The organism is Providencia sp. PROV252 (assembly GCF_033676005.1).
Classification (GTDB): domain Bacteria; phylum Pseudomonadota; class Gammaproteobacteria; order Enterobacterales; family Enterobacteriaceae; genus Providencia; species Providencia vermicola.
Genome location: NZ_CP096295.1, coordinates 1 through 11,586, shown reverse-complemented (window position 1 = coordinate 11,586; position 11,586 = coordinate 1). Strand labels below are relative to the sequence as shown.

General features: G+C 43.0%; 13 protein-coding genes. 1 reads left to right on the top strand and 12 read right to left on the bottom strand.

Annotation, left to right across the window (positions count from 1 at the left end; genetic code table 11):
* Nucleotides 1–34: 34 nt before the first annotated feature.
* The 7 genes from M1F05_RS21185 to M1F05_RS21155 all read right to left on the bottom strand — a co-directional run bounded on the left by M1F05_RS21185 (nucleotide 35) and on the right by M1F05_RS21155 (nucleotide 6,951).
* Complete coding sequence (locus M1F05_RS21185; RefSeq protein ID WP_052219461.1) at nucleotides 35–892, bottom strand: universal stress protein; 858 nt, start codon at nucleotides 890–892, stop codon at nucleotides 35–37.
* Between the two features lie 2 nt (nucleotides 893–894).
* A complete protein-coding gene (locus M1F05_RS21180) occupies nucleotides 895–2,373 on the bottom strand; it encodes a SulP family inorganic anion transporter (RefSeq protein WP_042849112.1) in 1,479 nt (492 codons plus the stop codon).
* Between the two features lie 283 nt (nucleotides 2,374–2,656).
* Nucleotides 2,657–3,082, bottom strand: a complete 426-nt coding sequence (gene arsC, locus M1F05_RS21175) for a glutaredoxin-dependent arsenate reductase (protein WP_042849113.1) — start codon at nucleotides 3,080–3,082, stop codon at nucleotides 2,657–2,659.
* Between the two features lie 10 nt (nucleotides 3,083–3,092).
* On the bottom strand, nucleotides 3,093–4,382 hold the full coding sequence (locus M1F05_RS21170) for an arsenic transporter (protein ID WP_237072379.1): 1,290 nt from the start codon (nucleotides 4,380–4,382) through the stop codon (nucleotides 3,093–3,095).
* A gap of 55 nt (nucleotides 4,383–4,437) precedes the next feature.
* On the bottom strand, nucleotides 4,438–6,189 hold the full coding sequence (arsA, locus tag M1F05_RS21165) for an arsenical pump-driving ATPase (protein WP_102140129.1): 1,752 nt from the start codon (nucleotides 6,187–6,189) through the stop codon (nucleotides 4,438–4,440).
* Between the two features lie 13 nt (nucleotides 6,190–6,202).
* Nucleotides 6,203–6,568: an arsenite efflux transporter metallochaperone ArsD gene (arsD, locus tag M1F05_RS21160; protein WP_042847034.1), complete on the bottom strand. Its 366-nt coding sequence runs from the start codon at nucleotides 6,566–6,568 to the stop codon at nucleotides 6,203–6,205.
* Between the two features lie 47 nt (nucleotides 6,569–6,615).
* Nucleotides 6,616–6,951: a metalloregulator ArsR/SmtB family transcription factor gene (locus M1F05_RS21155; RefSeq protein WP_042847035.1), complete on the bottom strand. Its 336-nt coding sequence runs from the start codon at nucleotides 6,949–6,951 to the stop codon at nucleotides 6,616–6,618.
* 162 nt (nucleotides 6,952–7,113) lie between these two features.
* Between M1F05_RS21155 and M1F05_RS21150 the strand changes: the two genes are divergently transcribed.
* The gene (locus M1F05_RS21150) at nucleotides 7,114–7,773 is read left to right on the top strand and encodes a tetratricopeptide repeat-containing protein (RefSeq protein WP_206086749.1); all 660 of its coding nucleotides are present in this window, start codon (nucleotides 7,114–7,116) and stop codon (nucleotides 7,771–7,773) included.
* A 162-nt stretch (nucleotides 7,774–7,935) separates the two neighbouring features.
* On the opposite strand, the gene M1F05_RS21145 is transcribed toward M1F05_RS21150, so the two are convergent.
* The 5 genes from M1F05_RS21145 to M1F05_RS21125 form a co-directional block, all read right to left on the bottom strand.
* On the bottom strand, nucleotides 7,936–8,307 hold the full coding sequence (locus tag M1F05_RS21145) for a hypothetical protein (RefSeq protein WP_042847037.1): 372 nt from the start codon (nucleotides 8,305–8,307) through the stop codon (nucleotides 7,936–7,938).
* Between the two features lie 58 nt (nucleotides 8,308–8,365).
* Nucleotides 8,366–8,848, bottom strand: coding sequence for a hypothetical protein (locus M1F05_RS21140; protein ID WP_042847038.1), 483 nt, complete (start codon nucleotides 8,846–8,848; stop codon nucleotides 8,366–8,368).
* Nucleotides 8,849–9,033: 185 nt separating this feature from the next.
* Nucleotides 9,034–9,465 (bottom strand): hypothetical protein, encoded by a 432-nt coding sequence (locus M1F05_RS21135; protein ID WP_144138807.1) that lies wholly within the window; start codon nucleotides 9,463–9,465, stop codon nucleotides 9,034–9,036.
* A gap of 62 nt (nucleotides 9,466–9,527) precedes the next feature.
* Nucleotides 9,528–10,013 carry a hypothetical protein gene (locus M1F05_RS21130; RefSeq protein ID WP_226617273.1) on the bottom strand — a complete coding sequence of 162 codons (486 nt, stop codon included), beginning with the start codon at nucleotides 10,011–10,013 and terminating at the stop codon, nucleotides 9,528–9,530.
* Nucleotides 10,014–10,531: 518 nt separating this feature from the next.
* Nucleotides 10,532–11,404: a RepB family plasmid replication initiator protein gene (locus M1F05_RS21125; RefSeq protein WP_052219406.1), complete on the bottom strand. Its 873-nt coding sequence runs from the start codon at nucleotides 11,402–11,404 to the stop codon at nucleotides 10,532–10,534.
* Nucleotides 11,405–11,586: the final 182 nt, after the last annotated feature.

Below are 11,586 nucleotides of genomic sequence, written 5' to 3'. Positions count from 1 at the left end.
CCTCTATTGGTAATAATGACAATAGACGAAAAAACTAACGAATGATGAGTAATGACACGGGCGTTTTATGTATCATCTCTGTCGTATGACTTCCGGTAAAAAATTGCTTCACTCGCGAATGACCAAAAGCCCCCATGATGATCAAATCAATATGGTGTTGTACTGCAAAGTTACACAATTCATCAACGATGCTATCGGCACCCTCAAGTAAATTGGCTTTCACCTTAATGTCGGCTTGATGAAGTCGGTTTTGTGCTTTTTTGAGTTGACTGTCTTGGTTACCGTGCATTACCAGATAGCAATCACTACCGGCTAATAATTTCACTTGTGTTAACCGATGAATGACGCGTTCACCTTCCTCACTTCCATCAAACGCAATCATCATCTTTTTTGGTGGGGTAAAATTTTGCTTACAGATAAGCACTGAGTTTTTTTGAAGACGAATAATGCCTTCGAGTTGACGGCCAATATGCCCCGTTAATTCAGATTGCTCGCCTCGACGACCGAGTACAACAATATGCGTATCATCTTGATTTAGCACTTCGGCTAAAGCTCCTTGCCGCTGAAGTGTATTAACATCAAGAAGACCTAAATCTTGAGTGATTTCTTTTGCACTCATCAATAATTGTCGGCCTTCCTCACGGGTTAAACGCGCCCGCTTTTCCTCAATATCCACGAGTTCATTCAATAAAGTTTCTCGGGTATCAAATCCAATGACCCCACTTAAATCATGGTGTGCTGATGTCGAGATTTTTTCATTCATGTGTAACAGTGTCAGCGGAAGTTTGAGTGTTTGAGCTATCCAAGTACTTGCGTGACAAACGGCAATCGCCGAGGGCGAACGGTCAATACACCCAATTACGCAAGTTTTTTGAATGATATCTGCTGTCATAATTAATGACCTCCCATGAATTTTTCAATTTTTTCCGGGTCGTCATGAATACCAAACTTATCAACCAACGTTGCAGTGGCTTCATTCATCCCCTTAATTTCAATATCAATGCCTTCACGTCGAAACTTAATCACCACTTTATCTAACGCGCTGACGGAAGTGATATCCCAAAAATGAGCATGATTCACATCAATAATCGCTTTATCAATGTCTTCTTTAAAATCAAAGACATTAACAAAGCGTTCCGATGTGGCAAAGAAAATTTGTCCCCGAACTTCATAATGACGTACCTTTCTGTCTAGTCTTGATGTAACTGTCATGTATCTCGCGACTTTATTGGCAAAATTAAGCGCTGCGATGAGCACCCCGACAAGTACCCCGTAAGCCAGATTATGGGTCCAAACGACAACAATGACGGTGGCTATCATAACGATGCTGGTCGATAGCGGATGGACTCGTATATCGGCAAGGGATTGCCAAGAAAAGGTCCCAATTGACACCATAATCATCACAGCAACTAACGCCGCCATAGGGATTTTTGATACCCAATCATTAAGAAAAACCACCATTAGTAATAAAACAACACCCGCAACCAGTGTCGATAATCGACCTCGGCCACCCGATTTTATATTGATAATGGATTGACCGATCATCGCACATCCTGCCATCCCGCCAATAAATGCAGTGGCTATATTGGCAATGCCTTGCCCTTTACATTCTCGATTTTTATCACTGGTTGTATCCGTCAAATCATCCACAATCGTTGCAGTCATCATTGATTCCAATAAGCCAACAACAGCAAGCGCTAATGAGTAGGGTAATATGATAAGTAGCGTTTCAATATTCAAGGGAATATCGGGCAAAAGAAAGATAGGCAAACTGTCAGGCAGAACGCCCATATCACCAACCGTTCGGATATCAAGACCAAGCCATATTGAAATTATCGTTAATACAACAATACACACTAATGGAGACGGAATGGTTTTATTGACTAATGGAAACAGATAGATAATCCCTAAGCCTGCCGCGGTCATCGCATAAACATGCCAACTCACATTGGTTAATTCAGGGAGTTGCGCTAAAAAAATCAAGATAGCCAGCGCATTAACAAATCCCGTTACCACCGAACGTGAAACAAATCGCATTAAATTACCGAGCTTTAAATATCCTGCGATAACTTGAAATATCCCGGTTAATACCGTCGCAGCTAATAGGTACTGAAGGCCATGTTCTTTCACCAGAACGACCATTAAAAGTGCCATTGCACCAGTTGCCGATGAAATCATGCCGGGGCGCCCCCCGATAAAAGCGATAATTACCGCAATAGAAAATGCGGCGTATAACCCAACTTTGGGGTCGACGCCTGCAATAATTGAAAATGCGATGGCTTCAGGAATTAACGCTAAAGCAACAACAATACCGGCTAGGACATCCCCACGGATGTTACCCAGCCAGTCCTGACGAGAGGAGGACAAAAGCATATTAGACTACCTTGTAATCTATCAATCCCAAGATGGGAGAGTATATTTTAAATAAACGAAATTATCCCAAAGAAGGGATGTGGAAATTGGCTGATTTAGTATCAACCTAAAAGGAAGGGGGTATCTCAGGGTGGAGTAAGGCGCATAATATGATCAGCTGTTCCTATGAATAGTATATTTTTTTAAAATACCAATATCAACGACCTTAAGCAAGTACCGGATTAACATGAGCGTACTGATGCCATACATCGGTACGCTCATCATGATAAATATCGTCAGTGATTTACTTTACTCTAATGCCTTGTTTATCAACAATAACCTCACCATCTTCTTTGATAAATTCACGTTGTTGCGGATGAGGTAATATATCCAATACGACTTCTGAAGGTCGGCAAAGTTTAGTTCCTATTGGCGTAACAACAATGGGTCTATTAATCAGTATTGGGTACTGCAACATAAAATCAATCAGTTGGTCATCGGTATAAATATCATTTTCTAAAGCTAATTGTTCATACGGTTCAACATTTTTTCGTAGTAACGCCCTTACCGTAATATTCATATCAGCAATAAGTTGTACTAACATATCTTTAGTCGGCGGTGTTTCTAAATAATAAATAATCGTTGGCTCAACGCCGCTATTGCGGATCATAGCAAGCGTATTGCGTGAAGTGCCACAATTTGGATTGTGATAAATGGTAATTTCATTCATTCGGTTAGCCTTAATTTAACAGTGAAAGTCGAAGCACTAAAGCAACGAGAGTGACGGTAAGTACAGGGAGTGTCATGATGAACCCTGTTTTAAAATAGTATCCCCATGTAATGCTCATGTTCTTTTGTGATAAAACATGCAGCCACAGCAACGTCGCCAAACTCCCTATAGGTGTAATCTTAGGCCCCAAATCGGCACCAATCACATTGGCATAAACCATTGCTTGTTGAATTAGCCCTGACGCTTCACTCCCTTCAATGGATAAAGCACCAATTAATACCGTTGGCATATTATTCATTATTGAGGATAAAAATGCAGTTATAAATCCCGTACCAATTGTTGCTGCCCATAACCCTTTGTCTGCAAGGTAATTGAGCGTTTCAGAAAGATAATCGGTTAACCCTGCATTTCTTAAACCATAAACAACCAAGTACATACCTAAAGAGAAAATGACGATTTGCCACGGTGCGCCACGTAATACTTTTTGGGTATTAATCGTATGGCCTCTGGCTGCAATCACCCAAAGAATTAAGGCGCCAATAGCCGCAATTGCACTCACTGGAAGACCTAATGGTTCTAAGACAAAGAAACCAATAAGTAGCAGTACCAATACCAGCCAACCTGCTTTAAACGTTGTCATGTCCTTAATGGCTAAAGTCGGTTCACTCAGTTTGGTAACATCATATTGTTTAGGAATATCTTTGCGGAAAAACCAATGCAGCATCGCTAATGTTGCAATAATTGCTGCAATATCCACTGGGACCATAATCGATGCATATTCAGTAAATCCAATATTAAAGAAGTCCGCAGAAACGATATTCACGAGGTTCGAAACAATCAGCGGCAAGCTCGCCGTATCTGCAATAAACCCGGCAGCCATGACAAAGGCTAATGTCGTGCCTTTGTTGAAACCAAGTGCCAATAACATCGCAATCACAATGGGCGTTAATATCAATGCTGCGCCATCATTGGCAAATAAGGCCGCAACCGTTGCACCAAGTAACACGATATAACTGAATAACAGTTTTCCTTTACCCCCGCCCCACTTGGCAATATGTAATGCCGCCCATTCAAAGAAACCACTTTCATCTAAAAGTAGGCTAATGATAATTACGGCGACAAATGTCGCCGTGGCATTCCAAACAATGTTCCAAACAATCGGGATGTCTTGAAAACTGATCACACCAAAGATCAGTGCCAATACAGCCCCTGCTGTAGCACTCCAGCCAATACCCAGTCCTTTGGGCTGCCAAATAACAAAGGTGATCGTTAAAATAAAAATGAATGCGGCAATAAACATAACAACCTCATTTAAAAGGTGCTTTTCCGCACCTTTTATTTTTAGAAAATAAAACTTATTCTGCGAGCTGACTTAATGCAGATATCCCCACAGGCTCTGTTTCAAGCAAAGGAACAATAGCAACACGTTTTGCCAATGTTGATGTCACCTTTTCAATCTGAGCGACTTCCTGTTCTGCTCTTGAAAGTAACAATGGTGAGGTTGTTTCCGTGATAGATAGACTGTTATTGATTACCCACGCCCACGGATGTATGTCTGCCCGTATTAAATCATTTTGCAAATTTTCCGCCTCAAGCACAGGCGTTGTTTCAGCGAGTGTCGTAATAATGACTTTGGTGCGTTCAGGATCTTGTAATTGCATCATCGGCGTTAAATAGTGGCCTTTTTCACCCATATTCTTAGCAATTTCTTTATGGTATGCCCCTGTTGCATCCAGAAGTAATAATGTATGCCCAGTCGGCGCAGTATCCATGACGACAAAACGTTTACCCGCGTCTCTAATGATGCGAGAAAAAGCCTGGAATACCGCAATTTCTTCAGTACAAGGAGAGCGCAAATCTTCCTCAAGTAATGCGCGCCCCTCTGCATCTAAATCTTTCCCTTTTGTTTCTAAGACATAATGACGATAACGTTCAGTTTCAGCGATAGGGTCAATTCGGCTAACTTGAAGATTCGGTAAAACACCATCGAGGGTTGATTCAATATGCGCGGCTGGATCGGATGTAGTCAGATGTACATCAAGCCCTTTTTCTGCCAATTTAACCGCGATTGATGCCGCAATCGTTGTTTTCCCTACACCACCTTTGCCCATTAACATAATCAGCCCATGCTGTTGCTGAGATATTTCGCCAACCAGTTCTGACAAGGTGGGTAAAGAAATAGGTTGTTTTGTCGGGGTAATAGTTGGAATTTGTGGCATCTCATTAGATAACAACTGCTTCAGTGCATCGACACCCACCATATTGATATTTTGTAAATAAATAATATCGACAGGTAACGAGCGTAGTGCTTCAGGCATAGATGCTAATGCCGCTTGTTCACGAGAGTAGAGCGCATGGGATAACTTATCATTTTCAGTCACCGCCGTTTCAGGGAAAACACCATTGACAATTAATTGCTGATTTCTGATACCCAGAGATGACAACTCGCTATAGGTTCTCGCAACCTCTCTCAATGCCGCTGATTGAGGTCGTGCAACTAATACTAACCTTGTTAGTGATTTATCACTCAACGCTTCCACCGCCATGCTGTACTGTTCACGTTGTTTATCAAGACCAGACATTGGCCCTAAACATGACGCACCATCAGGATTATCAGTAATAAAATCACTCCATGCACTCGGGAGTTGTAATAAACGGATGGTATGCCCCGTTGGTGCGGTATCAAAAATGATATAGTCAAATTGCTTTGTAATTTCGGTATTGGTTAACAACCCAGTAAATTCATCGAAAGCTGCAATCTCTGTGGTACAGGCACCTGATAGCTGTTCCGTAATACTTTGAATTACCGCTTCAGGTAAACTTTCTTTGATTGGATTAATAATTTTGTTTCGATATTCTTCAGCGGCAGCTTGAGGGTCTATTTCAATAGCAAATAAATTTGGAACCCATGTTATTGGCTTAATATTGTTGCCTATCGATTGAGAGAATACTTGCCCAACGTTAGAAGCTGGATCAGTGCTCACCAGTAAGACTTTTTTCCCTTTTTCAGCCAACTTAATTGCGGTCGCACAAGAAATAGAAGTTTTACCCACACCACCTTTTCCAGTAAAAAATAAATAATTAGGTGTGTTATCTAAAAATTTCATTTTATTGCTCCTGTTAACAACACGTTTTACCATTACCACAACACGATTTAACAATTTCGGCTTTTTCAATATTCGGCCGAATACCAAACCATCTTGCTAGCTCATGTCGTTTTGGGTATCGACCAGTCAGCACAATCTCACCATCAAGAATCAATAGTGGAAGTGACTCGGCGCCTGCGGTTTCCAAAAATGTTTTTGCTTTTGTGTTGTTAACGAACTCCATAGGCTCTTGCGCTAAATTAAAACGCCTTATACTTGCCCCTTGTTTTTTTAACCAATCCACATCTGTTGCGAAGTCTACCAATGCTTGATCGACTTCGGTTCCGCAAACACCAGTGCTACAGCATAATGCGGGATCAAAGACTTCTAATTTTTTCATATCTCAACCTTATATATGTTTTTTCGAATATGTTAACTTAAAAATTTTTATATAGAACAGCTACTCGCAGGTTCTTTTGTCTCTAAGCTTTTGAGTAAATCTGCAACTCTATTTTTCTCTGTGGCATAGGTGACATCAATGATACTTTTCACCCACGGTAGTAATGCTGGAGATAATCGATAATGAACCCATTTACCATGTTTTGAATCGAGCAAAAGACCCGACTCTCTAAGCATTGCTAGATGTCGAGAAGTCTTTGGTTGCGATAAATTCAAGGCCGTATAGATGTCGCAAACACACAGTTCACCAGATGCTTTTAGCAGTAGCACGATATCCAGTCTGGTTTGGTCGGCTAAAATTTTAAACAGCAGTAGTGGTTCCATACTTTCTCCTATATTTAATGTGTGTAAGATATACCAAGGAAATACATTCGTCAAAACATATATATTGGCCTATGAATTATCTAAACGAACGCTATCTTTATTTATTGATAATTCCTTACTGAGGAAATTAGAACCTTTAATTTTTCAATGTAATAGTATCAAGTGTTAATACTGTCGTATAACACACTATCTGTAGCCCTTGATATTACAGGGCTAGGAGCAAACTTTGGACTTTTCGATGAAATGGGCACACAACCCCTGCTTGCCGTTAATTTGTTTAAGCAATCACAGCATTTTCGCGAAAAACAAAAGATCGAGGATGCAATTCATTACGGCCTAATGGCCTGTAATTCATTCACAGAATCCAGCGAATACTGGCTCGCTTTAGCCGGTTTATATCAACAATCGAAAAATAGACTTCTGAGTATCAAAGCCGCCTTAAATTCTTATGTGTCGAACTGGGGATTCGGAGTACCGCATGACAAAGTGCTTTATTTTTTGAAGCAAGGCATGGATTTTTCAGAGCTCAGCTCAGATCCTGTTATTCAAAAAGTCACTAGTGGTGGGCTTGACTTAAATTTCGGCGGCACAAAAACCAATCATAACTACCCGATGATGAAAGAATGCATCGACGCATATTTCTCTCTTAACCAGCCAGTCACTGCCCTAAAGTTATATCAGAATTATGCGTTCTCCATGTACACAGAGACAAGTGCATTTCAAGAACGCTATGATTTTCGAATTGAGGAATGGAAGTCTGACTTTAAAGCTTTATGCCTGAAATATCTGAATGACTCCAGATCTGAAGTTACATTAAAGTGATGTATGGCTAGAAACAAAAATGCCGCATGATTAGTGCGGCATTTTGCTGGTGGCTTAATCTACCCCGCTCTGGGGGAACCCCTCGCGCGGCGCGTCCCCTCAGACACGCTCGCTACTTCAGTTGCCATCAGCATATCACACCGATCGCCGATCGCAGATTTTTTATACCTTTTCTTTCTGCTTCAGCTTTTCGTACAGAGCCATATGCCACTGGTAAGAGTCCGTTCCAACATGCTCGATGATCTCGTGGCATTTCAGTTTATTCATTCTGCCGAACTGGGTCGGTATGCCCATTTCTAACAACACGCATTCTGTCGCATAATGCTTAGCTTGCTTCGTGTCTTCAGTGTTGACAGTTGGCAGCATACAGCAAGTCAAAAAGACCGACAAAGCCAAAAGAAAAACAAAAAACGTCGGGACCAACAAAAAACCCAGCCTATCCCTATTCCAGAAGTAAACAAAAAACACAGCACTGGCAACTGTAATACCCAACGAAATCAAGCTCGGTAATTCTACCGATTCAGCCATAATCATCCGCAAACTCCTTCGGATTTCACGTAGCGCGATCGAAAGTGACCACTTTACGATGCATTCACTCGGTTTCTTCTGGGATCACTGCGAGCGGCAGATCACTGTGAACAACCTGCCAGCATTTAGCGAACTTCAACCGCAGCACTCTCTCTTGACAAACCAAGACGGTGTCTTCGCTGTCACGTAACGCCACCAGTTTTTTACCCGCCTGCATAGGCGTAAACCTGCCCGACACACCCGATAAAACATGTTTACTGCCTGCCAGATGAATAACGGTGTTATTGCCATCAAAGGCACGGATCAGTGAATAGCGATATGGCCCTTCAAAATAAACCGGCTGTACCAGTTGCTGCTGCTCCCCTTCGACCAGAGAATTAACAAAAAACCGGTCCAAATTCATGCGTAATTTTTTTACGCCGGTCGGATCCTGATTTGCCACTGAAGATGGCACCACAAAATTCACCGATTGCATTTCTGCCGAAACAACCTGAGCGGAAACGGCCATTGCCACTACAGATACGATTACCCTGATCATGATTTTCATATGCTCAACTCGTTTGTAAAACCCTTACGGGTGGCGGTCGCCGTGCCGGTTACCCCAACAATGGATAATTATCCTGGTATACCGACTACCTTCAATTTATGGGCTTTTAGGTTTCCTCCCTGTCAGCCCGTGGAAACGTCATCCTGATTATCGTCTGTAAATTTGTGATAATCAGGGCTGTGACTTTACAGCGGTGTTTCTTCATTTTTCGGCACAAACAGCACACATGAACCGTTGCCTGATTGCACCACCTCCGGCGAGCAAGCGTATGTTTCCTTTGTAGAGGCGAAGACAGTGAATGCCCAGCCACCAGGAGGCATGTTGCCTTTTCCAGGACTGAGCCAATCCACCTGCCCTTTCAGTTCGTATCGGCTTCCGTCGTAAATAACGACGGTGTGCAGCGACTGGTCAACGGAAGTCACTTCCTCAACCAGGAATAATTCGACCGGGCCATCATGGACGTGATGTTTGATTTCAGAATACGGCCGAGTTTCCACAGGGCTTGCACCGATCTGATTAATGCGAGAGTCCTGTTGCTGATCGGATGTATCGACTGAGGCATGGAGCTCTGCTGTCAACATGAGCATACCAGCCAGAAGCAGGAATGGCTTTTTCAACACTTACCCCCTTTTATCGCTCCCCCACGGAGCACAAACAGAAAGTTTGCCCCTCAGCAAACTCACTGTTTTTTGATACTGACCGACTGACGCATGATTGCCAACACATCACTGGCTGACATTTTCCAAGCTTCAGCTTGACGTCGCAGTACAAAAGCGCCCAACTCTATTCGCCGAGCATGATCTAACATGAATGTCATTGTATTCCCGGCTTCAGAGATCGTCATGCCGCAACCCACTGACCCATTGTTATTTACCACAAAGCCTTTGTTTTTGTTCGCGCCGTGGAACTTAGCACGCATTTCTTTTTCAAGCCCGAATAAAGCGCCGCAAAATGCGGTCAATTCATACCGGGACAGTTGTATCGTGATTTTCTGATCCCAGAGCACATCGCGCCCTTCCAATGTCATGGGTGCCATCGAGATATTCAGCGTCAGAAAACCTTCTTTTCCTTCGGACTGCACGTATTGAACATCCAATGCCGTCCGCTTTTTTTCATCGCGCTGGCGATCAGAGTACAGCTTCAGCTGTTCACCAAATTGATTCATAATTCCTCCTGATACCATAGTATCCCCAGCCAAGCCCGTGACGAAATTTTCGCCACCAGGTCAAAAGGTGAGATTGAACGGGTAGTTTTATTGTTTTATTGCATTCAGACCATGCCCCGAATCTCACCAAAGTGAGTTTGAGCGGGAAATATATACTTAGTTTCGGTGAGTTTGAACGGGAAATATAGTCTTGTTGATCAAGGCCTGACGAAAAAGGTGTGATTGGATGGGATGGCAAGGGAATAATGTTGATTTTTTACCCTGTTTTATGTCCCTACAGCCCGCTTCTTGTCTAAAACTCCTGAGTTTGTTCTCTTTTTAACCGATCAGTTCCCGCTATAACACACTTTATCGCTAGGTTACCCGCTACGACTCACTTTGGACAGGACGCATACCCACCACAACTCACCTTTCTCAAGCTTACTCCTATCAGAATTACCCGTTCAAACTCACTCTTTCATTCGTTTTGTTTACCAAATAAAAAACCCGCCTTTCGACGGGTTTCCGATATGACTCGCTTAATCCAACGTCGGGTTTCGGTTGTGAACATGCACGACCGAGTCCCGTCCAGCCTTGATGACCTCGTATTGCAAATAGCCAATACTATTCAGTTCGTTGAGAGCGTCGGTGATTTTACGGTTTTGGTCTGCGACCCTACCATTCATCATCAAGCGTTCACGAAGCCTCGACATTTGGATTGGCGCAGGCTGTCGTGGCAACGCTTCGAAATAAGTATACAGCGCCTGGGCTGTCTCATTTCTCGGCAGTGCCATTAGCGGCTTGCGTCGTAACAAACTTAAGTGGTCATTGCTGTAGAGCTCCCAAAGGCGCTCATCTGCTTCCAGTACAACCAGATCATCGACAACATCAAATTCTGCCTTCAACAGCAAGCCTGTTACCAAAAACTTCTTGGTACCTGGCGTTGTGAATGTGATGGTCTTTGCCCTGATTCGAGTTAACGAGTCGGCTATCTCCTTACGCAATTTCGAATCTAGCCGCTTCGATGGATACCCGCAGAACTGCGAGAACTCGCTGAATTTAACCTTGATCTTATTTCCATGCAGAGCATCAGGACATGCGCTAAACGCATGGATAATCCCCAACCAGCAACGAAAATCAATGAAATAGTTAAGCTGTGGACCGGTGATCACCACGTTGGTGTAGCCTTCACTACGGGCATACTCCAGGTAGCTGAGCGATTCGCTCGCGTCCAACGGCTTACCAACCTTTCCTTTCGATCGGATATTCGGTGTAAACACGCCAAGCCGCAATAACGAGACGGGTTGAACACTCGAACTGTTTGTTATTGTGAGTTTCCTGTGTGACGAATTTTCGTCAGCAGGTATCGCATCCTTGAATAACAGGATGTTATTACTACAATTTTGTTGCATCAAACCATAACCCCTCATGGTTGTGAATAAAAACTCGGCTTTCCCCTTTCAGACTCACCGAGTTTCCCACTGTACCACACCCAAATCCCATCCAAACTCACTTTCTTCCCTTTCAAACTCACTTTCCTCCCTTTCAAACTCACCTCAATCCTCTGTAGGCCACGCCACCAGCGGCCTGTGAG

Bases quoted from the DNA above. Each gene is read 5' to 3' on its own strand.
- M1F05_RS21185 (WP_052219461.1), bottom strand. From the start codon at position 892: ATGACAGCAGATATCATTCAAAAAACTTGCGTAATTGGGTGTATTGAC.
- M1F05_RS21180 (WP_042849112.1), bottom strand. From the start codon at position 2,373: ATGCTTTTGTCCTCCTCTCGTCAGGACTGGCTGGGTAACATCCGTGGG.
- arsC (WP_042849113.1), bottom strand. From the start codon at position 3,082: ATGAATGAAATTACCATTTATCACAATCCAAATTGTGGCACTTCACGC.
- M1F05_RS21170 (WP_237072379.1), bottom strand. From the start codon at position 4,382: ATGTTTATTGCCGCATTCATTTTTATTTTAACGATCACCTTTGTTATT.
- arsA (WP_102140129.1), bottom strand. From the start codon at position 6,189: ATGAAATTTTTAGATAACACACCTAATTATTTATTTTTTACTGGAAAA.
- arsD (WP_042847034.1), bottom strand. From the start codon at position 6,568: ATGAAAAAATTAGAAGTCTTTGATCCCGCATTATGCTGTAGCACTGGT.
- M1F05_RS21155 (WP_042847035.1), bottom strand. From the start codon at position 6,951: ATGGAACCACTACTGCTGTTTAAAATTTTAGCCGACCAAACCAGACTG.
- M1F05_RS21145 (WP_042847037.1), bottom strand. From the start codon at position 8,307: ATGATTATGGCTGAATCGGTAGAATTACCGAGCTTGATTTCGTTGGGT.
- M1F05_RS21140 (WP_042847038.1), bottom strand. From the start codon at position 8,848: ATGAAAATCATGATCAGGGTAATCGTATCTGTAGTGGCAATGGCCGTT.
- M1F05_RS21130 (WP_226617273.1), bottom strand. From the start codon at position 10,013: ATGAATCAATTTGGTGAACAGCTGAAGCTGTACTCTGATCGCCAGCGC.
- M1F05_RS21125 (WP_052219406.1), bottom strand. From the start codon at position 11,404: ATGCAACAAAATTGTAGTAATAACATCCTGTTATTCAAGGATGCGATA.